Origin of the sequence: Modestobacter sp. VKM Ac-2978 (assembly GCF_026968025.1) — a bacterium.
Lineage (GTDB): Bacteria > Actinomycetota > Actinomycetes > Mycobacteriales > Geodermatophilaceae > Modestobacter.
In genome coordinates this window covers 19,722-44,691 of record NZ_JAPVBP010000013.1, presented here as the reverse complement: position 1 = coordinate 44,691, position 24,970 = coordinate 19,722, and the positions used below count along the sequence as shown (strand labels likewise).

Here is a 24,970-nt window from a genome sequence, read left to right as displayed (position 1 = left end):
TCGCTGACGCCGGCGTTTCCGCGCGTGTCGGCGACCGGTACTGCTCAGTCGCGGGGGAGTGGGACGGCATCGGCGAGGGCGCGGACGTCGTCCGGTCGCACTCGGCAGCACCCACCCACCAGCCGGGCGCCGGCGGCCAGCCACCCCGACACGTCGCCGACGCCCGGCCGGCCCGTCCACCGGCGGGCGGTGGCGTCCCACGCCTCGCCGCTGTTCGGGTAGGCCACTCCCGGCTTCCCGCTGGCCGCGGCGGCGGCCACCGCGGCAGGCACCCCGGCCGGGTCGGTGCAGTTCACCCCGACGGCGATGACCGCCTTGACGTCCCGGGCCATCGCGCAGACCTCGTCCAGCCGCTCACCCCGCCGGGTGCGCGGCACCCCGTCCGGGCCGGTCGCCGAGGTCAGCGACAGCCAGGCCGGGACACCGAGCTCGTCCAGTTCGGTCAGCAGCGCCTCCACCTCGGCGGCGGCGGGCAGCGTCTCGCAGGCGAGCACGTCCGCCCCGGCCTCGGCGAGCACGGCCAGCCGCGGCCGGTGGAACGCGCGCAGCTCGGCGACGGAGACGTGCTCGACGTAGTCGCCGGTGTACTCCGAGCCGTCGGCCAGGAAGGCGCCGTAGGGCCCGATCGACGCGGCCACCCAGCCGTCCCGGCCCGCTTGGGCCAGGCCGTCGCGGGCCAGTCGAACCGAGCGGGTCATCAGCGCGCGGGCCTGCGAGCCGTCGATGCCCGCGGCGGCGAAGCCGGGGAAGGACGCCTGGTAGCTGGCGGTGGTGGCGACCTGGGCGCCGGCGCGCGCGAAGGCGGCGTGCGCGGCGGTGACGGCCGCCGGGTCGTCGCGGAGCAGGCGGGCCGACCACAGCGACGAGGTGACGTCGTGCCCGCGGGACTCGAGCTCGGTGGAGAGGCCGCCGTCGGCCACGACGGTCCCGGTGCGGAGTGCCTCGGCGAGGGTGCTCATGCCCCTGGACTCCGCGATCCGGGGAGAGCCTGCTCCTCGCCCCGCTGCGCCTGCGCGGTGTGCGCACGCTGGTGCGCCGTCCACGAGGCCAGCAGGCGCATGCCGTCGTGCGAGGCACTGCCCGGCTCGGTGCTGTAGACGAACAGCGTCTGGTCGGGGTCGCCGGGCAGTGCGAGCGCCTCGTAGTGGATGACCACCGAGCCGATCGCCGGATGCCACATCCGCTTGGTGCCGTGGGTGCGCTCGTGCACTCGTCGGTCCTGCCACCAGCCGCGGAACTCCGGGCTCTCGACGGACAGCTCGCCGACGAGGCGTTCGAGCAGCGGGTCGTCGGGGTGGCGGCCGGCGTCCAGGCGCAGGTTGCCGACGGCGTCGGCGGCGACGGCCGTCCAGTCCTCGTAGGTCCGCCGGGCGGCGGGGTCCAGCAGCAGCCACCGGGTGTAGTTGCGGTGCCGGGCCGGGAGTGCGTCCCAGTCGGCGATCAGCGCCCGGGCCAGGGGGTTGGCGGCCAGGACGTCGGTGCGCCGGCCGATGAGGAACGCCGGGTGGTCGACCAGCGAGTCGAGCATCTGGTGCACTGCGGGCCGCACCCGCTGCGCCTGCTGGCGTTCGGGCCGCCCGCGCCCCGGCCGGGCGAGGTCGGCCAGGTGGGCCCGGGCGGCGGGGTCGAGCCGCAGCGCCCGGGCGAGCGCGTCGACGACCGCTGCAGAGGGGCTGGCATGCCGCCCCTGCTCCAGTCGGGTGTAGTAGTCCACGCTGACCCCGGCGAGGTGCGCGACCTCCTCGCGGCGCAGCCCGCGGACCCGCCGGCCGGACGTCAGGGCGCCGTCCAGCCCGACCATGTCGGGCGTCACGTCGGCGCGGCAGCTGCGGAGGAAGTCGCCCAGCTCGGTGCGTCCTGCCATGCCCTCAGTGTGCCGCCCGCGCGGCCGGCCGTGGTCTGCCTGGGTGGGCACACCGTTCCCTGGCAGGCCGTTCCCGGGCAGTGCTGGGCCTGCTCGGCGGCTCCGCTGCGGCGTATCGGCCAGCAGGCTCGTCCTCGTCCCGGAGCGAGCAGCGGTCGTGATCGGGGCGCTGTCGTCCGCAATCGAAGAGGAGATCCCCGTGACCCTGTCCGTCCCCACCCCCGCCACCTGGTTCGTCACCGGCACGTCGCGCGGCCTGGGCCTGGAGCTGGTCCGCCAGCTGTTGCAGCGCGGCGACAACGTGACCGCCACGACCCGGTCGACCGAGCGCCTCACCACGGCCCTGGGCGACGTGGACACCGCGCGGCTGCTCCCCGTCGAGCTCGACCTCACCGACGAGCAGGCGGTCGCCGACGCGGTCCGCCGGACGACCGAGCGCTTCGACGCTCTCGACGTCGTGGTCAACAACGCCGGCTACGGCTTCCTCGCCGCCGTCGAGGAGGTCACCGACGCGGAGGCGCGGGAGATGTTCGACGTGCAGGTCTTCGGCGTGTGGAACGTCCTGCGCGCCGTGCTGCCGCAGTTCCGCGCCCGTGGCCGGGGCCACGTCATCAACGTCTCCTCGATCCTCGGTCTGACGGCCTTCCCGGGATGGGGGCTCTACTGCGCCGGCAAGTACGCGCTGGAGGGACTGACCGAGTCACTCGCCGCCGAGGTGTCCGGCTTCGGCGTCCAGGTGCACCTGGTGGAGCCCGGCTACATGCAGACGGACTTCCTGCGGCCCTCCTCGCTGGGCCTCCCGGCCAGCACGACGAAGGGGTACGACGCGATCCGGGAGATGACCGAGGCGCACCTGGCGATGCCCGGCACCCAGCTGGGCGACCCGGCCAAGGCCGCCCGGGCGGTCATCACCGTCGCCACGTCCGGGGGCGCGCCCCTGCACCAGCTCCTCGGTTCGGACTCCTACGGCCTGGCCCGCGCCCGGGTCGAGGCGCTGGCCGCCGACGTCGAGGCCTCCCGGGAGCTCGCGTACACGACCGACATCACGCCGGTGTGATCAACGCCGGTGGCGCCGGTCGGCTGCCACGAAGGCGACGGCCAGGGCCAGGGGGATGGCGGCGGCCATGCCGGTCATGGTCAGGACGTCGGCGAGGCCGGCCGTCGACCGGGCGGAGGAGGACAGCAGCGCCCAGCCCAGGCCGCACAGCGGCACGGTGACCAGCCCGGTGCCCAGGGCCAGCCGGATGCGGGCCGCGCGCCCGTCGTACCGGGCGAGGAACCCGGCCAGGACGGCCGGCACGGCGACCACCGCGCAGCGCGCGAGCAGGTCACCCGGCCCCTCGTAGCCGGCGAAGGAGGCCAGCGACACGGTGGCGGCCAGCGAGACCACGGCCGCCCCGCCGAGCAGCGCCCACCAGGTCTGGGCGGCGGTGGCCGAGCGCAGGGTCGCCGCCGGGCGGGTCAGCCGGCCGGCGGTCCAGACGCACAGGACCGCACTGAGCAGCAGGAAGGTCACCAGCGACTGCGGGACGTCGGCGACCGCGCCGCCGTCGCGGGTGGGCAGCTGCCACGGCTGGCGACCCAGCAGGGCGAGGACGACGGTCAGCACCGCCCCGACCGCGACCAGACCGGCGGGGTGCAGCGGGCGCGCGGTGGTCTCCGCGGCGACCCGGGCGTCCAGGGCCTCGGCCCGGCGCAGGAGGTCAGCCATCACGGGGTTGTCGGCAGCGACCTCCGCCGGCTGGGGACCGGCCGGTCGCGCGCCGTCCGGTAGCGGGGCGACGGAGTTGCCGGTCACCAGGTGCAGCCGGGGTGAGGCGTCCTGAGTCACTCGCCCAGCGTCACACCCAGTGACGAACCCGGCCAGGTGAACCGCGGGGCTTCAGCCGACCGGGCGACAGCTGGACCGCGTGAGGCTGCGGACGGCCCCCGTGGACGGTGGCCGTTCACCCGACCGGGGCGTGCGGCGTACCGCTCAGTCGCTGCCGGGCACCGCGAAGGCGGACAGCCGGGCTGCGCCGGGGCCGACGGTGGAGAACGGCGTGCTCAGGTCGAGGACGGCCACCCCACCGGCCGGGAACCCGCTCGCGGAGCCGCGCCGGGCCGCGTCGTCCCCCTGCCCGTCGTCGAGGAGTGCCACGAGCACGCTGATCGAGGGGTTGTGGCCGACGACGGCCAGCTGGTCCACCTCGTCGGGGGTCTCCCGCACCACCGCCAGCAGCGCCTCGACGGTGTTGTCGTAGAGCCGCGGGTCCAGGACGGGAGCCACGCCGCCGGCCCGCTCCCAGGTCTGCACGGTCCGGCGGGCGGGGGAGACCAGCGCCCGCGCAGGTGTCATCCCGTTGTCGGCCAGCCAGGCGCCGATCGCGGTGGCCCGGTGGGCGCCGCCGGCGGTCAGCGGGCGGTCGGCGTCGACGGCGGCGGAGCCCGCCTCGGCGTGGCGGACGAGCACGAGGCGGCGGGTCGACACCGCCTGAGTCTGGCACCGGAGCGGGAACTCGGTCGTGACGGCGACCGCCGTCCGGGAGACTGTGCGACGTGCCCGGAGACGATGCGTTCGGCGACCTGCCGGTGAGCGACCGTCTCGTCGTCCCGGCGGGGGCGCTGTCGTGGCGGTTCTCCCGGTCCTCGGGGCCCGGTGGGCAGGGGGTCAACACCGCCGATTCCCGGGTGGAGCTCGCGGTGTCGCCGTTGCAGCTGCCCGGGCTGACCGAGACCCAGCGCCAGCGGCTGGTCGAGCGGCTCGGCGACCGGCTGGTCGACGGCGTGCTCACCATCGCCGCCAGCGAGCACCGCCAGCAGCTGCGCAACCGGGAGGCCGCCCGAGCCCGGCTCGCCGCGCTGCTCCGCGGGGCGATCGCGCCCCCGCCCGCGGCCCGGCGGAAGACCAAGCCGACCCGCGGCTCGAAGGAGCGGCGGATCACGGCGAAGAAGCAGCGCGGGGAGACCAAGCGCCTGCGCGGCCGGTGGGACTGAGCGACCGCGCCTGGGCCGGTGCCCCGCGGTCCGTGCGGGCCGTCGTCCTCGGGTACGTGCTGCTGCTCGCCTTCGGCACGGTCGTGCACGTCGTCCAGCTGGCCGTCGGTGGCCTGGATCCGTACCCCGGGCTACCGGCCTGGCTGCGGCTCTACTTCGTCAGCTTGACCCTGGCCGACCCGCTGGCCGCGGTGCTGCTGTGGCAGCGGCGGCGCAGCGGCGTGGTGCTCGCGGTGGCGGTCTTCGTCACCGATGCCGCGGCCAACGGGTGGGCCAACTACGCCCTGGACCCGACCGGCGGCGTGACCGTGGGCCGGGTCGGGCAGGCGGTGATCGCCGTCCTGGCGGTGGTCCTCCTCGTGCTGGCCCCACGGCTGTGGCGGCATGCGGATCCGGGGTAGGACCAGCACATGCGCATCGACCGGATCGACCACCTGGTGCTGACCGTGGCCGACCTCGACCGGACCCTGGCCTTCTACACGCAGGTGCTCGGCATGACCGCGGAGACCTTCGGGGAGGGGCGGACGGCGCTGCGGTTCGGCCGGCAGAAGATCAACCTGCACGTGCGCGGAGCCGAGTTCGAGCCCCGCGCCGCACACGCCGGCACCGGCACGGCCGACTTCTGCCTGGTCACCGAGGACCCGCTGGACCAGGTGCGGGACGAGCTCGCCGCGCACGGTGTGCCCGTCGAGGTCGGGCCGGTGACCAAGCAGGGGGCGCTGGGTGCGATGCGCAGCGTGTACGTGCGCGACCCGGACGACAACCTGGTGGAGATCTCCCGCTACTGAGCGCCGGACGTCCGGGACGGTGCCCTAGCCGGCGTGGCCGGCCAGCCGGTCCCGCAGCCAGTCCACCTGGTACTCGGGGACGGCGAGCTCGAGGCGGCCCTCGGGGGTCCGGACGGTCAGCACCCGGGACCTCGTTGCCTGCATGCGCCACCACTCACGAGGGCGCGGCCGGCGGGTCTGCGGGTCGACGGCGAGCACCGTGACCGCGTGCCCCGCCCCGTCGCGCCGGAACCTGCGACGCAACACCAGCTCGCCCAGCCGCGGCGTCGCGAGGTAGGTCCGCCAGCTCCGCGTCAGGGAGAGGCCCCAGCCGTCCGGGGAGCGCGCGGACAGCTCCGTGCGGCCTTCGCGCATCCGGCGCCGCAGCCGCTGGTGCCGCAGCCGCCGGCCGAACAGCCCGCCCACCCCGGCACCGATCGCCGGGATCAGCAGGGCCAGGACCTCGCCCCCGTCCTCGAACACCGGATCAGACTGGCACGGATCCCGGACGCAGCGGGTGGAGCTCAGCGCCGTCGGGCCACCCGGGTGCCGACGAGGACGCCCATCAACGTCCAGAAGGAGCCCACGCCGACCCCGGCGAGCACCACCCAGAAGGGCACCCGCATCTCGTCGGTCGCCACCTGCACCAGCCGCTGCTCGGTCTGCTCGTCCACGGCGGACAGCCTGCCCCGGAGCCGGGACGCACACCAGCCTCCCCGGCCCGGAACTCGATGGTGCGGCGGGCCGACGAGGCGTCAGTCCGGTCCCGACCCACCGATCACGTGCTCGACCGGCAGGCCGAAGGACCGCTCGATCCGGCTCGGCAGATCGGCCCGCAGCCAGCGGGAGACCCCCCGGTGCAGGGTCGACACCACGACCTCGTCGGCGGCGAACCGGCGCAGCGCCAGGCGCACGGCCTGCAGCGGATCGGGGTCGCCGACCTCGCCGTCCGCAGGCGCGCCGAGTCCGCGGATCTGGTCCAGCGTGTCGGTCAGGCGCTGGGTGGCCACGGCGCGCGCCGGGTCGGTCGACGTGCCGTTCCCGACGGTCGCCCGCTCCTGGTGGGCGACGGGCGTGGCGGGGACGACGACGTAGAACTCGTGCTGTCGGGCGGCCATCCGCTGCTGGATCGTCTCCAGCAGGCGGGGCCCACCGAGGGTCTGGTTGGCGAGCACCAGGCACCGTCGCATCGTCTCCACCTCCGCCTGTCGATCGTGACCGCGTGGCTCGACGGTAGGGCGTCCATCGGCGCGGAGGCGAGCCGTGCACACAGGACGACGCATCGAGTGACAGCGCAGCGGGCTCCCCGGGCCGCGGAAGCCCGCTGCACTGTCACTCGCCGTGCCGCGCGGGCGCCGGGCGGGCGGGCGGAACGGTGCACCGTCCTGGGCGCTCCGGTGTGAGGCCGACGGAACGCGACCTTGACCTCAGCGCCCCCACCGGGAAACGGCGCCCCCGCACGCTCGCAGATGTGTCCGCCGCCGTCTCGTTGCCCACCCCCGGCGTCGGCACGCGCACCACCGCCACCCACTGCCCGTACTGCTCCCTGCAGTGCGGGGTCACGATGACCGCCGGCGATCGCCCGGCCACCCTGGTGCCGGCCGACTTCCCGACCAACCGCGGCGGGCTCTGCTCCAAGGGCTGGTCGGCCCCCGAGCTGCTCGACCACCCCGAACGGCTCACCCGGCCGCTGGTGCGCGCCGACCCCACCGACCGCACCAGCCCGCTGGTGGAGAGCAGCTGGGAGGTCGCCCTCGACCGGGTGGTCGCGGCTGTCCGGGCCACCCAGCGCGACCACGGCCGCGACGCGGTCGGCTGCTTCGGCGGCGGCGGGCTGACCAACGAGCAGGCCTACCAGTTCGGCAAGTTCGCCCGGGTGGCGCTGCGCACCAGCGCCATCGACTACAACGGCCGGTTCTGCATGTCCTCGGCGGCCGGTGCGGCGATCCGGGCGTTCGGGCTCGATCGCGGCCTGCCCTTCCCGCTGGCCGACATCGCCGAGGCCGACGTCGTCGTGCTGGTAGGCAGCAACCCGGCCGACACGATGCCCCCGGCGATGCAGTACTTCGACGCCGGCCGGGTGCGCGGTGCCGAGCACATCGTCATCGACCCGCGCCGCACCAACACCGCCCGCAACGCCACGCTGCACCTGCAGCCGCTGCCCGCCACCGACCTGGCCCTGGCCAACGGGCTGCTGCACATCGCGCTGGCCGAGGGGCTGGTCGACGAGGCCTACGTCGCTGCCCGCACCACCGGCTTCGACGCCGTCCGGGCCGGGGTCGCCGGGTACTGGCCCGACCGGGTGGAGCGGCTCACCGGGGTGCCGGTGGAGCAGCAGCGCCGCACCGTCTTCGCCCTGGCCCGGGGACGGCGGTCGATCATCCTGACCGCCCGGGGCGCCGAGCAGCACCGCAGCGGCGTCGACACCACCCAGGCGTGGATCAACCTCGCCCTGGCGCTCGGCCTGCCCGGCCGCGAGGGCAGTGGCTGGGGCACCGTCACCGGGCAGGGCAACGGGCAGGGCGGGCGGGAGCACGGGCAGAAGGCCGACCAGCTGCCCGGGTACCGGAAGATCACCGACCCGGCGGCGCGGGCGCACGTGGCCGCGGTCTGGGGCGTCGACCCCGACGACCTGCCCGGCCCCGGCCGCAGCGCCTTCGAGCTGCTCGACTCCCTCGGCACCGAGGACGGGGTCCGCACGCTGCTGGTGATGGCCTCCAACGTCGCCGTCTCCGCCCCGGACGCCCGCCGCGTGATCAGCCGGCTGCGCGACCTGGACTTCCTCGTCGTCAGCGACTTCTTCCTCTCCGAGACCGCCGAGCTCGCCGACGTGGTGCTGCCCAGCGCCATGTGGGCGGAGGAGGAGGGGACGATGACCAACCTGGAGGGCCGGGTGATCCGCCGCCGCCGGGCGATGGACCCACCCGCCGGCGTCCGTGACGACCTCCAGCTGCTCGCCGAGCTCGCCGACCGGCTCGGCGTGCCGGGCTTCAGCGGGGACGCCGAGACCGTCTTCACCGAGCTCGGCCGGGCCAGCGCGGGCGGCGCGGCCGACTACTCGGGCATCACCTACCGGCGGATCGACGACGAGCAGGGCCTGTTCTGGCCCGTCCCGCACCCCGGCCACCCCGGCACGCCGCGGCTGTTCACCGACCGGTTCGCCACCCCCGACGGGCGGGCCCGGTTCTGGCGGGTCGAGCAGGTCGACGCCCACGAGCGCCCGGACGCCGAGTACCCCTACGTCCTCACCACCGGCCGGGTCCTCGCCCAGTACCAGTCCGGCACCCAGACCCGCCGCTCCCGCAGCCTGCAGCTGGTCGCCCCCACCCCGCGGGCGGAGATCCACCCCGACCTGGCGCGCACCCTCGGCATCGCGCAGGACGACGTCGTCGAGCTGTCCACCCGCCGTGGCCGGGCCCGCTTCCACGCGCTGATCACCGACGCGATCCGCCCGGACGTCGTGTTCGCCCCCTTCCACTGGGGCGGCGGCTCCAGCGCCAACGCGCTCACCGACCCGGCGCTGGACCCGACCAGCCGGATGCCGGCCTTCAAGGCCTGCGCGGTCGCCGTCTCCCGGGTCGGCGAACCCGAGGAACGCATCCCGCCACCGGAACCGGCCACCCAGCCGCAACCCGGCCCGCACACCCGACCGACGGCCCACACCCCGCACGCCCCATCCCGGAGGAGGACCACCAGCGTGAAGAGCACCCCGCGCTTCCTGCACGGCGTCTACCCGATCACCGGCGAGGGACTGGGCAAACCCGGCCCGCTGGACCCCGCCCTGCGCTACCAGGTCCCGGAGGGCAAGAGCGCCCAGGCGCTCTACTTCCGCGGCGGCAACTCCACCGACGAGCTCGTCTACGTGCTGCTGGTGCGCGACGGCCAGCCGATGCGCTGGTTCCCGATCGGCGCCAAGGGCGACTGCCACGTGCCGCTGCGGGTGGTCGAGGACCTCGACGGCGGCACCGTGGTCGAGCTGCACGCCGCCGCACCGGTGGGCGTCACCGGCGAGCTGGTGCTCGACCTGGGCCTGGTGGAGGTCTGATGACGGCGGTGCTCGGGGGCCGCCCCGAGGGCATGAGCACGCTGCACTTCGCCATGGACGACGCCGACGGCATCGACTCCCGGCAGCGGCTGGTCGTGGTCGGCAACGGCATGGCCGGGGCGCGGATGGTCGAGGAGGTGCTCGAACGCGGCGGCGGCGACCAGTTCGCGATCACCGTGTTCGGCGAGGAGCCGCACGGCAACTACAACCGGATCATGCTCAGCCACGTCCTGGCCGGGGAGGAGCACGAGGACGACATCGTGCTCAACAGCCACGACTGGTACGCCGACCAGGGCGTGACGCTGCGGGCCGGGGTGCGGGTCGACCGGATCGACACCCACGCCAAGATCGTCTACGCCGACGACGGGACGACGACCGCCTACGACCAGCTGGTGCTGGCCACCGGCAGCCGCTCGTTCATCCCGCCGATGACCGGCCTCTACACCGCCGGCGAGCAGCTGCTCCCCGGCGTCTTCGGGTTCCGCACCATCGACGACACCCGGGCGATGCTGGCGGCCGCCGCCGAACACGAGCGGGCCGTCGTCGTCGGCGGCGGGCTGCTCGGCCTGGAGGCCGCGCGTGCCCTGCAGGGGCACGGGCTGCAGGTCGAGGTGGTGCACGCCGGCACCCACCTGATGAACCAGCAGCTGGACCCCGACGGCGGGGCGATCCTCAAGCACAGCGTCGAGGCCCTCGGCATCGTCGTCCACCTGGCCACCCGCACCACCGAGGCGATCGGTCCGGACCGGGTGCGCGGGGTCGTGCTGGCCGACGGCCGGGCGATCGACGCCGACATGCTCGTCATCGCTGCCGGCATCCGCCCGGTCACCGAGGTGGCGCTGCTCAGCGGCCTGGAGGTGGAACGCGGCATCGTCGTGGACGACCAGCTGCGCACCGACGACCCCGACGTCTACGCCGTCGGCGAGTGCGCCCAGCACCGCGGCGAGCTGTACGGGCTGGTCGCCCCGGTCTGGGAGCAGGCCCGGGTGCTCGCCGACCTGCTCACCGGCACCGACCCGGACGCCGAGTACCACGGCTCCCGGACGGCGACGAAGCTCAAGGTCGCCGGGGTGGACGTCGCCACGATGGGCGTCAACCGGCCCGAGCGGGACACCGACGAGTTCCTGGTGATCTCCGAGCCCCGCCGCGGGGTGCACCTGTCGGTCGTCGTCCGGGACGACAGGCTGATCGGCGCCACGCTGCTCGGCGACACCCGCAAGGTCGCCTTCCTGACCCAGGCCTTCGACCGCGGCACCCCGCTGCCGGCCGAGCGGATCAAGCTGCTCGTCGACCTCTCCGACGGTGCGGCGGAGGTGGGAGTCGCCGACCTGCCCGGCGACTCGCAGGTCTGCAACTGCAACGGCGTGACCAAGCAGGCGCTGGTCGACACCGTGAAGGCGGGGACGACGAGCGTCGGCGGCTGCATGGACGCCACCCGCGCCGGCAAGGGCTGCGGCTCGTGCAAGCTCCTGGTGAAGCAGGTCGTCGAGTGGGCCGCCGACGGCGACGTCACCGAGGACGCCTCGGCGAACTGGTACGTGCCGGGCATCCCGCTGGCCAAGCCCGAGCTGATCGCCGCGATCCGTGACCAGCAGCTGCGCAGCGTCTCCGCCGTCTTCACCGCCCTGGCCCCGGGCGGGGAGGAGGACGCCAAGGCCAAGATGGGGCTCACCTCGCTGCTGCGGCTGGTCTGGGGCGCGGAGTACGAGCAGGAGAACGACGCCAAGTTCATCAACGACCGGGTGCACGGCAACATCCAGCGCGACGGCACGTTCTCGGTCGTCCCGCAGATGAAGGGCGGGGTGACCACCCCGGCCCAGCTCCGGACGATCGCCGACGTGGCAGAGAAGTACGAGGTCCCGATGGTCAAGGTCACCGGCGGCCAGCGGATCGACCTGCTCGGGGTCCGCAAGGAGGACCTGCCCGCCATGTGGGCCGACCTGGGCATGCCCTCGGGCTACGCGTACGGCAAGAGCTTCCGCACCGTGAAGACCTGCGTGGGCACGGACTTCTGCCGGTTCGGCCTCGGCGACTCCACCCAGCTGGGCATCGACCTGGAGACCCGCTTCCAGGGCATCGAGAGCCCCGCCAAGATCAAGATGGCGGTGGTCGGCTGCCCGCGGAACTGCGCCGAGGCCTACGTCAAGGACGTCGGCGTCGTCGCGGTCGGCAACGGCAAGTGGGAGGTCTACGTCGGCGGCGCGGCCGGTGCCACCATCCGCAAGGGCGACCTGCTGGCCACCGTCGACTCCCCGGCGGCGGTGATGGAGCTCAGCGGCCGCTTCATCCAGTACTACCGGGAGAACGCCAACTGGCTGGAGCGAACCTACGACTTCGTGCCCCGGGTCGGGCTGGCCGAGATCAGGGCGGTGCTGCTGGAGGGCAGCGCGGAGGTCCTCGCCGAGCTGGACGCCGGCCTGCAGCGCTCGATCGACGCCTACACCGACCCGTGGGGCCAGGACGGCGGGCAACCGGCCACGCCCGGCCAGTTCCGCACCGCGCTGCCGCTGGTCGACCTGCCGAAGGTGCCGGTCCGATGAGCGTCACCCACTCCGACGCCCCCGAGGCGCCCACCACCGCACCGGCGAAGGCCGGCACGCCGGCCACCGAGGTCGCCGACGGTGCTGCTGCCGGGGGAGCGGGCGTACCGCACGTCGTCGGCCGGGTGGACGACGTGCCGCCAGGGGAGGGCCGGGCGTTCGTGGCCGGGGGCGTGCAGGTCGCCGTCTTCCGGCTGCGCGACGGGTCGCTGCACGCCACCCAGGCGGCCTGCCCGCACTCCGGCGGGCCGCTGGCCGACGGGCAGACCGACGCATCCGTGCTGGTCTGCCCGCTGCACCTGTACGCGTTCCGCTGGACCGACGGCGCCTGCACCGGTGCCGCGCCGCCGGTGCAGCTCTTCCCGGTCGCCGAGCAGGACGGCGCCCTCGTCGTCACCGTCTGATGAAGGGCCCCGCACCACTCGCTCACTCACGGCGGGACCCTGCAGCGGGGCCGTCAGGGGTGCATGCGGGCGCCCTTCATGACCTTGTCGACGGCGTTCTTCGGGCCGTGGACCGCGAGGCCCACCAGGTCCAGGTCGGCGCCGACGACCGCGCGGACCGCGGCCCGGTTCTGCACGTCACCCGGCGTGCTGAAGAGCTCCGCCGTGAAGACGGCGGGGGTCAGCGACCGCTCCAGCGCGCGGGTGCGGGCCGTGCGCAGCAGCTCGGCCGGCCCGGCGAGCACGAGCACCGGCTGGCGCAGCATCGGCAGGTAGCCGGTGTCGTCGGCGTCCTGGTACGGCTCACCCACCAGTTCCGGCCCGGTCGCGGTGATGCCGCTGACCAGGAAGGCGGTGACGTTCAGCGACTGCCACGGGGCGAGGTCCTCGCGCAGCAGGACGGCGATCTTGGTGGCCCAGCGGGGCGCGTCGGGGGTGTCCATGCTGCTCAGCGTCGGGCCCCGCCGTCCGACGGGTCTTGTACGTTCCTGACGTGAGCGAGGTGGTCGCCTGGCGGCCGGACGTGCCCGGGCTGACCGAGGTCTTCCACGCCCACTTCACCCACCACGTCTACCCCTCGCACACCCACGAGGCCTGGACGCTGCTGCTGGTCGACGACGGGGTGGTCCGCTACGACCTGGACCGGCACGCGCACGGCGCCTCCCGGGCCGAGGTCACCCTGCTGCCGCCGGGAGTCCCGCACGACGGCCGGTCGCAGTCACCCGACGGGTTCCGCAAGCGGGTGCTCTACCTGGCCGCCGACACCCTCGGCGCCGACCGGGTCGGCAGCGCCGTCGACCGGCCGGCGTTCGACGACGCCGCGCTGCGCGCCCGGCTCTCCGCGCTGCACGCGGCGGTGCGGCCCGGTGGCGACGCGCTGGAGGCGCAGAGCCGGCTGGCGTTCGTGCTGGAACGGCTCGGTCAGCACCTGGACCGCGCCGTGGCGGCTCCACCCCAGGTGCGGGACGACGCGCTGGCCGACCGGGTGCGGGACCTGCTGGACGCCCGGGTGGCCGAGGGGCTTGCGCTGGAGGAGGCGGCGGCGCTGTTCGGCGTCTCCGCCACGCACGTCGTACGGGCGTTCACCCGGCGGCACGGGCTGCCGCCGCACCGCTACCTGACCGGACGGCGCATCGACCTGGCCCGGCGGCTGCTGCTGGACGGGATGCCGGCCGCCGAGGTGGCCGGCGCGGCCGGGTTCGCCGACCAGTCGCACCTGACCCGGCACTTCCGCCGGATGATCGCGACGACGCCGGTGGCGTACGCGCGGTCCGCGGTGCGCTCCGCCGGCTGACGCGCGGCCCGGGCAGCACCAGCACCCGGATCAGCCCGGGGTCACGGAACCGGGACCGTGGCCGTCGCCTCGAGCGGCCCGCCGCACTCCGCGCTGCCGCCGACCCTGACCCAGTCGAGCTCCAGCTCGGCCCGGCCGAGCGCGGCAACGTCCGCAGCGAGCACGGTGACCGTGACGGACTCCGGCGCGCCCATCAAGGGCACGGACGCCGTGGCACCGGCCAGGTGGACGGTGACCGCGTCCGGTTCCTCGTCGGACGGGGTCATCGGCACCGGGCCGCACGGCGACGGGCACTCGATCCGGACGGCGTCGGCAGCGGGCCAGCCCTCGACCAGCTCGACGACGAGCCCGTTGCTCCAGCCGATCGCCGGGCAGGCCAGTTCCCCGCCCCCGCGCGTCGCGAACAGCAGGACGGCCACCACCCCGAGCACGAAGGCGACGAGGCCCTTCACGGCGCCGGTGCCAGGGCCGGGAGCGCCTCCACCGGCCGCAGCGGCGGCGGACGACGGCGGCGCGCGGCGGTCCCGCGGAACCGGGCCTCCTCGGCCAGCTGGCGGGCGGCGATCACGGAGGCCGGCTCCGGCGTCGCCACCTCAGTTCCCGCCCGACGGGATGGACTCGAGCGACTCCATGCCGACGTGTCCCATCGGCTCGGTGCGGCCCAACGACGTCCCGTCGGGCGCCAGGAACTCCACGGCGGTGAGGTCCTCGAACGGTTGCAGCACCGCGACACCGCCGACCAGCGGCTGCGCGGTGGCGCGGGAACCGGTGCCGTCGACCAGCAACGCGGTGGTGGCCGCCGACGGACCGACGAGAACCAGGCTGTCGACCGGCTCGGCGCCCTCGAGGAACGGCGTGCTGCACTCCACCGCGAACAGCTGCTCGGCCAGCGGTGGCGCAGCCGGGCGGAGATCGGTCCCGCACCAGGTGCTGACGACGGACCCGTCGGGCAGGTCCCGGCCGAGGAGCGCCGTCAGGTACACCGCACCCGAGGGCAGGGTGGCGCCGAGCAGCTGCACCCGCGCCGTCTGCCCGCTCGGGGCGGGGACGTCGCCGGCCCAGACGACGCTGAAGGCGACGTCGTCCGGGGACAGCCCGGTGCTCGTCAGCGCGTCGTCGACGCCTCGGTCGAGGACGGCATCAGCACCGGTCGCTCCCGCCGTTCCGCGCAGCCACTCGATCGGCACCTCCGGCGTCGTCCGGGACCAGTCCGAGCGGTGCGTCGTGGGCATGGCGGTGACCACCTCGGCGCCGTCCCGCACCACCCGGAAGCGCAGTGCCTCGGCATAGGTGCCCGACGCGGGGGGCAGCGCCAGCACCGCCACGCCGTCCGGCGCGTCGACGGGCTCGAACTCGCGGCTGACCGTGCCGTCGGCGGCCACCAGCGGGCGCTCGGACACCTGGATCGCGTCGCCCGGTGCGGCGACGACCACCAGCGCTCCCGTCGAGGCGTCCGAGAGCGCCAGCGACATGGTGGTGTCCACCCCGCCCGACAGGCCGGCAGGCTGGAGCTGGTCCGCGGTGGCGCCGGGCGGGCCGGTGAACCAGGCCGCGGCCAGGCCGGAGCCGACGGGCGGCTCGGGCTGGACCGTGTCCTGCCCGAGCACCAGTGCCCAGCGCCCGCCGGTCACGTCGCCGGCGAAGACCACCTGCCGGCTGTCCAGCGGCGGCTCGGTCGCGGCCGTGGGCCGGTTCGGGTCGTCTGCCTCGGTCCAGCTGAGCCGGCGCGCACCGTCGACGAACGCAGCATCGCCGGCCAGCGAGCCGCGGGCCGGGCCGGCCAGGACGTCGACCGCCGCGGCCGCGGACTCCGGGCCCGCCGCGTCGGCGCTGATCGCGGTGGCCGGCTCGGCCGACGGGCCGTCCAGGACGGTCGAGGTCAGCACGACGAGGCCGGTCACCGCGGCGGCCACCGCCGCCGTCCCGATGTTCTGCCGACGCTGGGTGCGGTGCCGGGCCACGACCACCTGGGCCAGCTGCTCGCGCGGACGGGGCGCGGTGCGCTCGGCCAGCCGGGCCAGTCGTTCCTGGAGCTCGACGTCGTCCATCACGCACCCTCTTCGGCGTGGGTCAGCACGGGGTCGGCCAGCGCCGCGCGCAGCCGCTGCAGGCCGCGCGCCGTCTGGGTGTTCACGGTGCTGGGGGAGCAGCCCATCGCCTCGGCGGCCTGCTGCTCGGAGAGGTCGGCGTAGTAGCGCAGCACGACGGCGGTGCGCATCCGCGGGGGCAGTGACCGCAGCGCGGCGCGGAGCTCCTCGTCGGTGTCCGGGGCGACCGTGGGGTCGGCCCGGTCGGGCAGCGCCTCGACGACCTGCTCGGTGGTCGACAGCCGCCGTCGCCAGCTGGTGTGGGTGGTGACCAGCACCCGCCGCACGTACGCCGTCGGCTCGCCGGAGCGGGTGATCCGGCCCCAGTGCCGGTAGGTCTTCAGCAGGGCTGTCTGCACCAGGTCCTCCGCATGGCCGCGGTCACCGGCGAGCAGCACGGCCAGCCGCAGCAGGCCGGGCTGTTCCCGGGACACGAAGTCCTCGAAGCCCGCGCCGTCCACGCCGTCCGTCCCCTTCCGCCGGTCTCTCACCCCTCTACACGCGGTGAGCGGCACAGCAGACCCACAGCGCCGATCACGAGGTGATCACGATGCGGCGCACGGTTCAGGCGGGCGGCAGCTCGAGGTCGGCGAGCGCGGCGGCGACGTCGTCCTCGCGGACGAAGTCCAGCGCCAGCAGTCGGTGCACCAGCACCCCGCGCCGGGTCAGCCGCAGGTCGGTCGGGCGCAGCCGGGGCCGGACGGCACCGGGGCGGGAGACGACCGGCGCCGGGTCCAACAGCCCGCTGCGCTGCAGGTCCGACACGTCCTCCCGGGCGCCCCAGGCCCGCCAGCCGCGCGGGTCGTCCTCCAGGGCGCCCAGCGGCAGCGGGGCGCGGTCGCGCCGGCCGACGGCGGCCAGGAACACCAGCTGCCGCCAGCTGCACGACTCGGCCAACTGGAGCGCCCGGGCGGCCAGCGCCACGTCGATGTCGGGGGAGACGACGACCTCGGCGACCAGGTAGCCCAGGTGCCGCACACGGCGCTCCTCGGTGGTCTCCCGGGCGGCCTGGACGACGTCCTCGACCAGCCGCTCGGCGGCCGACCGGGCCGCGGTGCTCACGCTGAAGAAGCCGTCGCTGCGCACCGGGCGGCCCTGGTGGGCGCGGGTGACCGACAGCTCGGCGGCGAAGGCGAGGGCGGCGCCGGCCCGCGCGCGTTCCCAGGTCAGCGGCAGCTCGGCGGCCGAGGTCGCGGCGTCGCGGAGGCAGGCGGCCAGCCGCTCGTCCAGCCGCAGCGGGCTGGACCCGGGCTCGAAGAGCAGCCCGGCGACGGCCCGGGTCATCGACCCGGCGACCAGCTCCCCCGTCTCGACCAGGTCCCGGCCGGGCACGCGCTCATCGCCGATGGAGTCCCTCACGCGGTGATCATGGCCCGCCGCGCCCGGTGACGCACCTGGCGCGGGTCCCGTCTCACCACGGCGGGGCAGCGCACGGCCGCCCCGCACCCGTGGCGGGTGCGGGGCGGCCGGGGACGATCGGTCAGACGCCGGCCTGCTGCATCAGGGTGCCGCGGCGCAGGTAGACGAACCAGGTCACCGCGACGCAGGCGATGTAGAAGCCGCAGAACGCGCCGAGGGCGGTCACCACGCTGCCGGTGGCGAGGTAGGACTCCGACACGATCCGCGGGATGAACACCGCCCCCAGCGCACCGACCGCGGAGATGATCCCGACGGCGGCGGCGGTGTCCCGCCGCGCCCGGTAGAGGACCTGCGCGGGGGAGTCCGTGGACCGCGACGCGGCCGCCTCGGCCCGGTAGATGATCGGGATCATCCGGTAGGTCGACCCGTTGGTCATGCCCACGACGGCGAACAGCACCAGGAAGCTGGCCAGGAACCCGCCGAAGCTCCCCGCCCCCAGCGCGGCGATGGCGGCGCCGATCGCCACGGCCTGGCCGATGAACGTCACGATCGTGACCTTCGCACCGCCCACCCGGTCGGCGAGCCACCCGCCGAAGGGCCGGGACAGGGAGCCGACCAGCGGCCCGAGGAAGGCGTAGCGGTAGGTGTCGGCGGCGAACTCGTTGGCCAGCACCAGCGGGAACGCCCCGGAGAAGCCGATGAAGGAGCCGAACGCGCCGATGTAGAGGAAGGACATGATCCAGGTCTGCTTGCGCCGGGCGATCGCCGCCTGGTCGGCGATGTTGGCCTTCGCCCCGGACAGGTTGTGCATCCCGAACCAGGCGCCGGCGATCGCCAGGACGATGAACGGCACCCAGATCAGGGCCACGTTCTGCACGTACCGGGCGTCACCGCCGGCCGTCGTCCCGGTGCTCCCGCCGATCACCGCGATGGTGCCGGCGGTGACGGCCAGCGGGCCGACGAGCTGGATGATCGCCACGCCGATGTTGCCGCCGGCGGCGTTCAGGCCGAGCGCGAAGCCCTTCTCCTTGTCCGGGTAGAAGAAGGAGATGTTCGCCATCGAGGAGGCGAAGTTGCCGCCGCCGAAGCCGCAGGTGACCGCGGTCAGCACCCAGAACCAGTAGGGCTGGCCGGTCGTCGCGGCGACCACGAGCATCGTCACCGGCACCAGCAGCAGCGCCGCGCTGACGACCGTCCAGTTCCGGCCACCGACCAGGGCCGGCATGAAGGTGTAGGGCACCCGCATGATCGCGCCGACCAGGCCGGCGGTGGCCACCAGCCAGAACAGCTGGTCGCTGGTGAAGCCGTAGCCGATCGAGGCCAGGACGGCGGTGGCGACGCTGAACATCTGCCAGACGCTGAACCCGATGTTCTCCGCGAGCACCGACCACACCAGGTTGCGGCGGGCGACCGGCTTGCCCTGCGGTGAGGCCCAGAACGCCGGGTCCTCGGGGGTGTAGTCGTCGATCCACCGGCTGCCCCGGACTGGCGGGGACTGGCCGGCGGGGGGTGCGGCGGTGGGTGCGCCCGGGCGGTGGAGCTGGGTCTCGGTCATGAGGTCATCCCTGGTCAGCGGCCGGTCGGCGGGGCGCCCGCCCGGCTGGGACGGCGCCGGGGACGACGCTAGGAACAGGGCGTTTCCACCCGACCGCAGCGGCGTGACCGGTGCGGTACATGCCCCGCACGGGCAGCCGGACGATGCTGTGAGGCCCGGGAACCCCCCGGTGCGGGGCGGGTGGTCCTACCGTCCAGGGGCATGACGGACCGACTCGTGCTGCCCGTGCTGCTCCGCGGCTGGGACGAGGCACGCGGACGACTGGACCAGCGGCTGGCCGGGCTGGGCGACGCCGAGTACCTCGACGAGCCGGTGGACGGCGCCTGGTCGGTGCGCCGCGGGGACGACGGCAGCTGGACGGCGGACTGGGCCCACCCGGCCCCCGACCCGGCGCCGGTCACCACGATCGCGTGGCGGCTGTGGCACCTGGCCTCGGACTGCTTCGCCGACTACCTCGCCCAGACGCCGTCCGGGCGGCCGTTGGCGGTGACCGGCCGGGAGTGGCACGGCGACGCGGCCTCCGCGCTGCGGGACCTGGACACGGCCGCGACCGCCTTCCGCACGGCGATGACCGGTCTGGGGGAGCAGGGGATGTGGCGGCCCCTCGGACCGGACTGGGGGCCCTACGCCGACTCCAGCTGGGCCGACCTGCTGGTGCACGCCACCGACGAGCTGGCCCACCACGGCGCGGAGATCGCCCTGCTCCGCGACCTCTACCGCTGGCGCTGACGCGGGCCCGGCGGACCGACGACGAGGCGGCCCCTCCGGAGAGAGGCCGCCTCGTCGTCGTGCCCTGCGCGCCGCCGGCGCCGGTCAGGGGTCAGCGGGCGCCGACCGTGGTGGTGTCGGCGGCCACGGCCGTGGTGTCGGCCGTCGTGGTGACGGCCGTGGTGGTGTCGACCGTCGTGGTGTCGGCCGGCACGGCGAGCACCGGGAGGACGGCGGCGTTGCGGGGCGCCGCGGTGCGGGCGTGGGTGGCGTACAGGGTCAGCCCGACGAAGGTCACCCCGCCCACCAGGTTGCCCAGCACGGTCGGGATCTCGTTCCAGATCAGGTAGTCCGAGACGGAGAAGTCGCCGCCCAGCATCAGGCCGGAGGGGAACAGGAACATGTTCACGATCGAGTGCTCGAAGCCCATGTAGAAGAAGACCAGGATCGGCATCCACATGGCCACGACCTTGCCGGTCACCGATGTCGACATCATCGCGGCGACGACCCCGGTGGAGACCATCCAGTTGCACAGCACCGCGCGCAGGAACAGCGTCAGCATCCCGGCGGCGCCGAACTCGGCGTACCCGACCGTCCGGCCCTCGCCGATGGAGCCGATCGCCTGGCCCACCTCGCTCGGCGGCATGGCGAAGCCGTAGGTGAAGATCACCGCCATGATCACGGCGACGGTGATCGCCCCGCCGAAGTTGCCGAGGAAGACCAGCCCCCAGTTCCGCAGCATGCCGCGCACGGTCACGCCCGGCCGCTTGTCGAACAGGGCCAGCGGCACCAGGGTGAAGACCCCGGTCAGCAGGTCGAAGCCGAGCAGGTAGAGCAGGCAGAAGCCGACCGGGAAGAGCAGCGCCCCGACGATGGGCTGACCGGTCTGCACGGTGACGGTGACGGCGAAGGCCGCGGCCAGCGCCAGGATCGCCCCGGCCATGAACGCCCGGATCAACGTGTCGCGGGTGGCCATGAAGACCTTCGCCTCACCCGCGTCGATCATCTTGGTGGTGAAGTCCTTGGGGCTCACGTAGGACATGAGGTGCTCCTCGGCTGTGCGGAAGGGGTGGCCGGGCACGCGGGCGTCGCGGCGGGTGGCGGTGCGGGGACTCCGGTCACCACCGGTAGTCCAGGAACTTCCCGTCGAAGGTGACGACGACCCGGTCGCCGTCCGGGTCGGGCCGGCGGGCGATGTCGACGCGGAAGTTGATCGCGCTCATGATCCCGTCGCCGAACTCCTCGTGGATCAGCTCCTTGAGCGCCGGCCCGTAGACCGACAGCGCCTCGTGGAACCGGTAGACCGTGGGGTCGGTCAGGGTGGCCGGGTCGGCGCCGCGGGAGGGCTGCAGGCGCAGGCTCTCCTCGACGCTCTCGTCCAGCCCCAGCAGGAGGCAGGCGCACCGTGCCTGCTCCGGGGTCATCGGGTGCTGGCCCAGCAGGGCGGCGGTCGTCCAGACGACCGGCGCGCCGATCTCCTCGGCGAGCTGGGCCCAGGTCAGGCCACGCCTGATCCGGGCGGCGACCACCAGGGCGGCGGCGTCGGACTTCGGGAGGACGGGGGTCATCGAGCTCCTCGGGTGCGGTCGGCCGGGTCGTCCGGCCGGGCAACGCGAACGCTAGGGAGGAGCCGTTTCGGGACGGACGCGGCGACGTGACCCGCACGGAACAACGGCCGCACCGGCCCGGCAGCACCGGTGTGAGGGCCAGGACACGCGTTCGACCCCACCGGTCAGCGACGTGCCGGCCCGGCCGGCCGGGCGGTCCAGGAGGTCCAGCCGGCGAGGTGGTTCAGACGGCGGGGTGGTTCAGACGGCGAGGCGGTAGCCGCGCTTGACCACGGTCTGCACCACGGGCGCGCCCAGGGCGGCGCGCAGCCGGGTCACGGCCATCTCCACGGCGTGAGCGTCGCCGCCACCGGAGAGCTCGCCCAGCAGGTCGGCGCGGGAGACGACGACGCCGGGACGCCGGGCCAGGGCGCGCAGCACCGCCATCGGTCCCGGCGCCAGTTCCACGAGCCGGCCGTCCAGGACGACGGCGTGCCCACGGACCTGCAGGCTGTGCGGACCGGAGTGCAGCACCGGGTGCCGGGCCGGCAGCTCGGCGACGACCGAGCGGGCCAGCGCACCGAGCCGGGCCCGCTCGGGCTGGACGGACCGGACGCCGGCGGCCTCGAGCGGAGCAGCGGTGACCGGGCCGACGGCGACCGGGAGCACGGCGTCGGTGAGGGCACTGAGGACGCCGGCGTACACGCCCTCCTCCTCGGCCACCTGCAGCAGGCTGGCGGCGGCCGGTGCGCTGGTGAAGGTGACCGCGTCGACGGCGCGCGCGGCGATCACCGCGACCAGGCGGCGCAGCGGAGCGGTGTCCTCGGGCAGCACCCAGCGGTAGACCGGCACCCTGATCACCTCGGCGCCGGCCCGCACCAGCCCGGCGACGAGCTCGGGCAGTGGGTCGCCGTGCAGCTGGACGGCGATCCGGCGGCCGGGCAGCGGGCCCTCGGCCCCGGACAGCAGGTGCGACAGCACCTCGGCCGAGCTCTCCGACTCCGGTGACCAGGCGTCGACCAGGCCGGCCCCGCGGATCGCGCCGCGGGCCTTCGGTCCACGGGCCAGCACCCGGGCGGTGGCCAGGTGCTCGCGCAGCGGCAGGTCCCAGGCCTCGGCGGCCTCCAGCCAGCCGCGGAAGCCGACCCCGGTGGTGGCCACGACCAGGTCGACCGGTGCGGCCAGCACCTCCCGGGTGGCGGTGACCAGGTCGGCGTCGTCGGACAGCGGCACGATCCGGATCGCCGGGGCGTACAGCACCCGGGCGCCCCGGCGGTCCAGCAGTGCGCCCAGCTCCTCGCTGCGGCGGGCCGCGGTGACCGCGACCGTGTAGCCGGCCAGCGGCAGCAGGTCCGGCACCGAGGGCTCTCCGGCAGGGCTGGCCACGGGGTGGTCGAGCTGGCTGTCGGTCACCCGTCCATGGTGCGTCCTCGGTGTTCCATCCGTGTGACGTGCAGTCCCACACCCCGGACGTCCGGGGCGCGGGAGGCGGCGTCGCCGTCCCCACCTGCACGTCTGCGCCGCGCCCGCTGGAGCGGGCAGGATGGTGACGTGCCCGCCCATCCCACGCCCTCCCCGGTCTCCGCCGTCCCGCGCCGGTTGCGGGTGATCACCGCGCTGATGGCGGCCGGCCTGGTGCTCGTGATGAGCGTGGTCGCCGTCCTGCTGAAGGAGTCGACCACCGGCGTGGTGTCCTTCCGGACCGCCGACCAGGTCGCCATGGTGGGGCTGGGCGTCGCGATGGGGGCCGGGGTGATGCTGCTGGGCCGGTCCCGGGTGGACGCCGACGCCGACGGTGTGCGGATCCGCAACGTCGTCATCAACCACGAGGTGCCCTGGTCGGCGGTGCGCGCCGTCCGCTTCGACCAGCATTCGCCGTGGGCGAGCCTGCTGCTGGGCAACGACGACGAGGTGGCCATCGGAGCCGTCCAGGCAGCCGACGGGGAGCGGGCGCTGATCGCCGTCCGGGGGCTCCGGGCGCTGCTCGCCGACCACCAGGCGCGCAACCCCGCGCCGCAGGAGGATCTGCTGTACCCCCGGGAATGACGGCGGGGGCCCGGGCGCTGTACTGTGGGCGTGCCTCCCCCCGCTACATCGAGGCGCGAGAACCACAGCGGCCGCGGTCTGCAGAGACCGATGCCGCTGACCAAAGAGGAGCCCGCTCCCACCTGGCGCCGCACAGGCGCTCAGGTCCCCGGTTCGCGCAGGTCGGCCCCGGTCGACTCGCGCGGCCGCACGAGCACCCCCGCCCCGGGGTGCCCGCTGCGGCGACCCGGCGAGTGGGCCCCGTGAGCACCAGCTCACGGGGCCCTTCTGCGTCGGAGCCCGGGACGGGTGCGACTCCTCCCCGCAGCAGCAGAGGAGAGGCCATCACCGAGCCCCGCATCAACGACCGTATCCGCGTTCCCGAGGTCCGCCTGGTCGGACCGGAGGGCGAGCAGGTCGGCATCGTGCCGATCGGCGAGGCGCTGCGCCTGGCCCAGGACTCCGAGCTCGACCTGGTCGAGGTCGCGCCCATGGCCCGGCCCCCCGTCGTCAAGCTCATGGACTACGGGAAGTTCAAGTACGAAGCCGCGCAGAAGGCCCGTGAGGCCCGGCGGAACCAGGCGCTCACCGTCATCAAGGAGATGCGGCTGCGCCTCAAGATCGACCCGCACGACTACGAGACCAAGAAGGGCCACGTCGAGCGCTTCCTCAAGGGCGGCGACAAGGTCAAGATCACCGTGATGTTCCGCGGTCGCGAGCAGTCCCGCCCCGAGATGGGCTACAAGCTGCTGCAGCGGCTGGCCGGCGACGTCGCCGACCTCGGGGTGGTGGAGTCCAACCCGAAGCAGGACGGCCGGAACATGGTCATGGTGATCGCGCCGCACCGGAACCAGGCGGCGACCGACGACGCGCGGCGCTCCGCCAAGGCCGAGAAGCAGGCGGCATCCGGCGAGCAGGCCCCCCCGGCCTGAGCCGGGAGAGGGCCCCGCACCACCGAGACGGCCCGCGCCGGGAGCAGCCCCCTGCTCCCGGCGCGGACACACACGCAGACGAGGACGAGGACATGCCGAAGAACAAGACCCACAAGGGCGCGGCCAAGCGCATCCGCGTCACGGGCACCGGGAAGCTGGTGCGTGAGCACACGAACAACCAGCACAAGTTCGAGCACAAGTCCTCGAGCCGGAAGCGCCGGATCAGCGGCATCGAGGTGCTCTCCCCGGCGGACAACAGCCGGATGAAGAAGCTCCTCGGTCTCTGACCGTCCCCTTCCGTAACCAGCAGACAGGAGCTCTCACGTGGCACGCGTGAAGCGGGCGGTCAACGCCCAGAAGAAGCGCCGTACGACCCTCGAGGCAGCCAGCGGTTACCGCGGCCAGCGCTCGCGGCTGTACCGCAAGGCCAAGGAGCAGATCCTCCACTCGGCCACCTACAACTACCGCGACCGCAAGGTCCGCAAGGGTGACTTCCGCAAGCTGTGGATCACCCGGATCAACGCCGCGGCCCGGCAGAACGACATGACCTACAACCGGTTCATGCAGGGCCTCAAGCTGGCCGGCATCGAGCTGGACCGTCGCGTCCTGGCCGAGCTCGCCGTGAACGAGCCCGCCACCTTCGCCACCCTGGTGGAGTCCGCCCGGGCCGCGCTCGCCGCGAACCCCGAGGCGGCCGGCACCCAGGCCCCCACCCAGGCCGCCTGAGCACCCCCGTACCACCTGACGACGCCGTCGCCGGTGGGTCCCCGAGACCCACGGGTGGCGGCGTCGTCGTCTGCGCCCACCCGCCGAGAGGAACCCCCGTGC

The 24,970-nt window shown here is 74.6% G+C and carries 30 protein-coding genes; 13 read left to right on the top strand and 17 right to left on the bottom strand.

Features of this window, described 5'->3' with window-relative positions:
• Nucleotides 1-44: 44 nt before the first annotated feature.
• Together mmuM and O2W53_RS23650 are read right to left on the bottom strand one after the other, a co-directional pair.
• Nucleotides 45-959 (bottom strand): homocysteine S-methyltransferase, encoded by a 915-nt coding sequence (mmuM, locus tag O2W53_RS23655; protein ID WP_269165502.1) that lies wholly within the window; start codon nucleotides 957-959, stop codon nucleotides 45-47.
• Nucleotides 956-1,864, bottom strand: coding sequence for a helix-turn-helix transcriptional regulator (locus tag O2W53_RS23650; RefSeq protein WP_269165501.1), 909 nt, complete (start codon nucleotides 1,862-1,864; stop codon nucleotides 956-958). The genes mmuM and O2W53_RS23650 overlap by 4 nt, the downstream gene beginning before the upstream one ends.
• A 199-nt stretch (nucleotides 1,865-2,063) precedes the next feature.
• On the opposite strand from O2W53_RS23650, the gene O2W53_RS23645 reads away from it, so the two are divergent.
• On the top strand, nucleotides 2,064-2,921 hold the full coding sequence (locus O2W53_RS23645) for an SDR family NAD(P)-dependent oxidoreductase (protein ID WP_269165500.1): 858 nt from the start codon (nucleotides 2,064-2,066) through the stop codon (nucleotides 2,919-2,921).
• Here the strand turns inward: O2W53_RS23645 and O2W53_RS23640 are convergent, their stop codons facing one another.
• Together O2W53_RS23640 and O2W53_RS23635 are read right to left on the bottom strand one after the other, a co-directional pair.
• On the bottom strand, nucleotides 2,922-3,695 hold the full coding sequence (locus O2W53_RS23640; protein WP_269165499.1) for a hypothetical protein: 774 nt from the start codon (nucleotides 3,693-3,695) through the stop codon (nucleotides 2,922-2,924).
• Nucleotides 3,696-3,839: 144 nt separating this feature from the next.
• The gene (locus O2W53_RS23635; RefSeq protein WP_269165498.1) at nucleotides 3,840-4,334 is read right to left on the bottom strand and encodes a SixA phosphatase family protein; all 495 of its coding nucleotides are present in this window, start codon (nucleotides 4,332-4,334) and stop codon (nucleotides 3,840-3,842) included.
• Between the two features lie 68 nt (nucleotides 4,335-4,402).
• Here O2W53_RS23635 and arfB point away from each other — a divergent pair, with 68 nt between their 5' ends.
• Genes arfB through O2W53_RS23620 form a run of 3 tightly spaced genes read left to right on the top strand, consistent with a single transcriptional unit; the run spans nucleotide 4,403 to nucleotide 5,628 of the window.
• Nucleotides 4,403-4,840, top strand: coding sequence for an alternative ribosome rescue aminoacyl-tRNA hydrolase ArfB (gene arfB / locus O2W53_RS23630; RefSeq protein WP_164703235.1), 438 nt, complete (start codon nucleotides 4,403-4,405; stop codon nucleotides 4,838-4,840).
• Between the two features lie 32 nt (nucleotides 4,841-4,872).
• Nucleotides 4,873-5,241 carry a hypothetical protein gene (locus O2W53_RS23625; RefSeq protein ID WP_269165497.1) on the top strand — a complete coding sequence of 123 codons (369 nt, stop codon included), beginning with the start codon at nucleotides 4,873-4,875 and terminating at the stop codon, nucleotides 5,239-5,241.
• A gap of 9 nt (nucleotides 5,242-5,250) precedes the next feature.
• Nucleotides 5,251-5,628, top strand: a complete 378-nt coding sequence (locus O2W53_RS23620) for a VOC family protein (protein WP_269165496.1) — start codon at nucleotides 5,251-5,253, stop codon at nucleotides 5,626-5,628.
• 24 nt (nucleotides 5,629-5,652) lie between these two features.
• On the opposite strand, the gene O2W53_RS23615 is transcribed toward O2W53_RS23620, so the two are convergent.
• The 3 genes from O2W53_RS23615 to O2W53_RS23605 all read right to left on the bottom strand — a co-directional run bounded on the left by O2W53_RS23615 (nucleotide 5,653) and on the right by O2W53_RS23605 (nucleotide 6,797).
• Nucleotides 5,653-6,090 carry a hypothetical protein gene (locus O2W53_RS23615; protein WP_269165495.1) on the bottom strand — a complete coding sequence of 146 codons (438 nt, stop codon included), beginning with the start codon at nucleotides 6,088-6,090 and terminating at the stop codon, nucleotides 5,653-5,655.
• Between the two features lie 41 nt (nucleotides 6,091-6,131).
• Entirely contained in the window at nucleotides 6,132-6,281 is a 150-nt protein-coding gene (locus O2W53_RS23610; protein WP_269165494.1) for a hypothetical protein, read from the bottom strand.
• An 81-nt stretch (nucleotides 6,282-6,362) separates the two neighbouring features.
• A complete protein-coding gene (locus tag O2W53_RS23605) occupies nucleotides 6,363-6,797 on the bottom strand; it encodes a hypothetical protein (RefSeq protein ID WP_269165493.1) in 435 nt (144 codons plus the stop codon).
• Between the two features lie 281 nt (nucleotides 6,798-7,078).
• Here O2W53_RS23605 and O2W53_RS23600 point away from each other — a divergent pair, with 281 nt between their 5' ends.
• The 3 genes from O2W53_RS23600 to O2W53_RS23590 are packed head-to-tail and all read left to right on the top strand — an operon-like array spanning nucleotide 7,079 to nucleotide 12,596.
• On the top strand, nucleotides 7,079-9,652 hold the full coding sequence (locus tag O2W53_RS23600; protein ID WP_269165492.1) for a molybdopterin oxidoreductase family protein: 2,574 nt from the start codon (nucleotides 7,079-7,081) through the stop codon (nucleotides 9,650-9,652).
• Complete coding sequence (nirB, locus tag O2W53_RS23595) at nucleotides 9,652-12,192, top strand: nitrite reductase large subunit NirB (protein ID WP_269165491.1); 2,541 nt, start codon at nucleotides 9,652-9,654, stop codon at nucleotides 12,190-12,192. The genes O2W53_RS23600 and nirB overlap by 1 nt, the downstream gene beginning before the upstream one ends.
• A complete protein-coding gene (locus O2W53_RS23590; RefSeq protein ID WP_269165490.1) occupies nucleotides 12,189-12,596 on the top strand; it encodes a Rieske (2Fe-2S) protein in 408 nt (135 codons plus the stop codon). The genes nirB and O2W53_RS23590 overlap by 4 nt, the downstream gene beginning before the upstream one ends.
• A 53-nt stretch (nucleotides 12,597-12,649) precedes the next feature.
• On the opposite strand, the gene O2W53_RS23585 is transcribed toward O2W53_RS23590, so the two are convergent.
• Nucleotides 12,650-13,078, bottom strand: a complete 429-nt coding sequence (locus tag O2W53_RS23585) for a DUF2000 domain-containing protein (RefSeq protein ID WP_269165489.1) — start codon at nucleotides 13,076-13,078, stop codon at nucleotides 12,650-12,652.
• Nucleotides 13,079-13,128: 50 nt separating this feature from the next.
• Between O2W53_RS23585 and O2W53_RS23580 the strand changes: the two genes are divergently transcribed.
• Nucleotides 13,129-13,929, top strand: a complete 801-nt coding sequence (locus tag O2W53_RS23580) for an AraC family transcriptional regulator (RefSeq protein WP_269165488.1) — start codon at nucleotides 13,129-13,131, stop codon at nucleotides 13,927-13,929.
• A gap of 41 nt (nucleotides 13,930-13,970) precedes the next feature.
• On the opposite strand, the gene O2W53_RS23575 is transcribed toward O2W53_RS23580, so the two are convergent.
• The 6 genes from O2W53_RS23575 to O2W53_RS23550 all read right to left on the bottom strand — a co-directional run bounded on the left by O2W53_RS23575 (nucleotide 13,971) and on the right by O2W53_RS23550 (nucleotide 18,930).
• The gene (locus O2W53_RS23575; RefSeq protein WP_269165487.1) at nucleotides 13,971-14,381 is read right to left on the bottom strand and encodes a hypothetical protein; all 411 of its coding nucleotides are present in this window, start codon (nucleotides 14,379-14,381) and stop codon (nucleotides 13,971-13,973) included.
• The gene (locus tag O2W53_RS23570) at nucleotides 14,378-14,521 is read right to left on the bottom strand and encodes a hypothetical protein (RefSeq protein ID WP_164702707.1); all 144 of its coding nucleotides are present in this window, start codon (nucleotides 14,519-14,521) and stop codon (nucleotides 14,378-14,380) included. Before O2W53_RS23570 ends, O2W53_RS23575 begins: the two co-directional genes overlap by 4 nt.
• Before the next feature lies 1 nt (nucleotide 14,522).
• On the bottom strand, nucleotides 14,523-15,977 hold the full coding sequence (locus O2W53_RS23565; protein WP_269165486.1) for a hypothetical protein: 1,455 nt from the start codon (nucleotides 15,975-15,977) through the stop codon (nucleotides 14,523-14,525).
• On the bottom strand, nucleotides 15,977-16,477 hold the full coding sequence (locus tag O2W53_RS23560) for a SigE family RNA polymerase sigma factor (protein ID WP_269165485.1): 501 nt from the start codon (nucleotides 16,475-16,477) through the stop codon (nucleotides 15,977-15,979). The genes O2W53_RS23565 and O2W53_RS23560 overlap by 1 nt, the downstream gene beginning before the upstream one ends.
• Before the next feature lie 103 nt (nucleotides 16,478-16,580).
• Nucleotides 16,581-17,375, bottom strand: coding sequence for a hypothetical protein (locus tag O2W53_RS23555; protein WP_269165484.1), 795 nt, complete (start codon nucleotides 17,373-17,375; stop codon nucleotides 16,581-16,583).
• A gap of 121 nt (nucleotides 17,376-17,496) precedes the next feature.
• Entirely contained in the window at nucleotides 17,497-18,930 is a 1,434-nt protein-coding gene (locus tag O2W53_RS23550; protein ID WP_269165483.1) for an MFS transporter, read from the bottom strand.
• A gap of 201 nt (nucleotides 18,931-19,131) precedes the next feature.
• Between O2W53_RS23550 and O2W53_RS23545 the strand changes: the two genes are divergently transcribed.
• Nucleotides 19,132-19,659, top strand: coding sequence for a DinB family protein (locus O2W53_RS23545; protein WP_269165482.1), 528 nt, complete (start codon nucleotides 19,132-19,134; stop codon nucleotides 19,657-19,659).
• A gap of 91 nt (nucleotides 19,660-19,750) precedes the next feature.
• Here O2W53_RS23545 and O2W53_RS23540 read toward each other — a convergent pair whose 3' ends face one another.
• The 3 genes from O2W53_RS23540 to O2W53_RS23530 all read right to left on the bottom strand — a co-directional run bounded on the left by O2W53_RS23540 (nucleotide 19,751) and on the right by O2W53_RS23530 (nucleotide 22,598).
• The gene (locus O2W53_RS23540) at nucleotides 19,751-20,680 is read right to left on the bottom strand and encodes a formate/nitrite transporter family protein (RefSeq protein WP_269165481.1); all 930 of its coding nucleotides are present in this window, start codon (nucleotides 20,678-20,680) and stop codon (nucleotides 19,751-19,753) included.
• 76 nt (nucleotides 20,681-20,756) lie between these two features.
• Complete coding sequence (cynS, locus tag O2W53_RS23535; RefSeq protein WP_036336524.1) at nucleotides 20,757-21,206, bottom strand: cyanase; 450 nt, start codon at nucleotides 21,204-21,206, stop codon at nucleotides 20,757-20,759.
• Nucleotides 21,207-21,446: 240 nt separating this feature from the next.
• Nucleotides 21,447-22,598, bottom strand: a complete 1,152-nt coding sequence (locus O2W53_RS23530; protein ID WP_269165480.1) for a uroporphyrinogen-III synthase — start codon at nucleotides 22,596-22,598, stop codon at nucleotides 21,447-21,449.
• A gap of 138 nt (nucleotides 22,599-22,736) precedes the next feature.
• Here O2W53_RS23530 and O2W53_RS23525 point away from each other — a divergent pair, with 138 nt between their 5' ends.
• From O2W53_RS23525 to rplT, 4 genes are all read left to right on the top strand, one after another.
• Nucleotides 22,737-23,231, top strand: a complete 495-nt coding sequence (locus tag O2W53_RS23525; protein ID WP_269165479.1) for a PH domain-containing protein — start codon at nucleotides 22,737-22,739, stop codon at nucleotides 23,229-23,231.
• Nucleotides 23,232-23,464: 233 nt separating this feature from the next.
• On the top strand, nucleotides 23,465-24,142 hold the full coding sequence (infC, locus tag O2W53_RS23520) for a translation initiation factor IF-3 (protein WP_331253817.1): 678 nt from the start codon (nucleotides 23,465-23,467) through the stop codon (nucleotides 24,140-24,142).
• Between the two features lie 92 nt (nucleotides 24,143-24,234).
• The gene (rpmI, locus tag O2W53_RS23515) at nucleotides 24,235-24,429 is read left to right on the top strand and encodes a 50S ribosomal protein L35 (RefSeq protein WP_036336530.1); all 195 of its coding nucleotides are present in this window, start codon (nucleotides 24,235-24,237) and stop codon (nucleotides 24,427-24,429) included.
• A 37-nt stretch (nucleotides 24,430-24,466) separates the two neighbouring features.
• Nucleotides 24,467-24,868: a 50S ribosomal protein L20 gene (rplT, locus tag O2W53_RS23510; protein WP_269165477.1), complete on the top strand. Its 402-nt coding sequence runs from the start codon at nucleotides 24,467-24,469 to the stop codon at nucleotides 24,866-24,868.
• Nucleotides 24,869-24,970 lie beyond the last annotated feature (102 nt).

What these genes read in the sequence shown, in the direction of transcription:
- mmuM (WP_269165502.1), bottom strand. Translation starts at nt 959, where the DNA reads ATGAGCACCCTCGCCGAGGCACTCCGCACCGGGACCGTCGTGGCCGAC.
- O2W53_RS23650 (WP_269165501.1), bottom strand. Translation starts at nt 1,864, where the DNA reads ATGGCAGGACGCACCGAGCTGGGCGACTTCCTCCGCAGCTGCCGCGCC.
- O2W53_RS23620 (WP_269165496.1), top strand. Translation starts at nt 5,251, where the DNA reads ATGCGCATCGACCGGATCGACCACCTGGTGCTGACCGTGGCCGACCTC.
- O2W53_RS23605 (WP_269165493.1), bottom strand. Translation starts at nt 6,797, where the DNA reads ATGCGACGGTGCCTGGTGCTCGCCAACCAGACCCTCGGTGGGCCCCGC.
- nirB (WP_269165491.1), top strand. Translation starts at nt 9,652, where the DNA reads ATGACGGCGGTGCTCGGGGGCCGCCCCGAGGGCATGAGCACGCTGCAC.
- O2W53_RS23590 (WP_269165490.1), top strand. Translation starts at nt 12,189, where the DNA reads ATGAGCGTCACCCACTCCGACGCCCCCGAGGCGCCCACCACCGCACCG.
- O2W53_RS23585 (WP_269165489.1), bottom strand. Translation starts at nt 13,078, where the DNA reads ATGGACACCCCCGACGCGCCCCGCTGGGCCACCAAGATCGCCGTCCTG.
- O2W53_RS23565 (WP_269165486.1), bottom strand. Translation starts at nt 15,977, where the DNA reads ATGGACGACGTCGAGCTCCAGGAACGACTGGCCCGGCTGGCCGAGCGC.
- O2W53_RS23550 (WP_269165483.1), bottom strand. Translation starts at nt 18,930, where the DNA reads ATGACCGAGACCCAGCTCCACCGCCCGGGCGCACCCACCGCCGCACCC.
- O2W53_RS23545 (WP_269165482.1), top strand. Translation starts at nt 19,132, where the DNA reads ATGACGGACCGACTCGTGCTGCCCGTGCTGCTCCGCGGCTGGGACGAG.
- O2W53_RS23540 (WP_269165481.1), bottom strand. Translation starts at nt 20,680, where the DNA reads ATGTCCTACGTGAGCCCCAAGGACTTCACCACCAAGATGATCGACGCG.
- cynS (WP_036336524.1), bottom strand. Translation starts at nt 21,206, where the DNA reads ATGACCCCCGTCCTCCCGAAGTCCGACGCCGCCGCCCTGGTGGTCGCC.
- rpmI (WP_036336530.1), top strand. Translation starts at nt 24,235, where the DNA reads ATGCCGAAGAACAAGACCCACAAGGGCGCGGCCAAGCGCATCCGCGTC.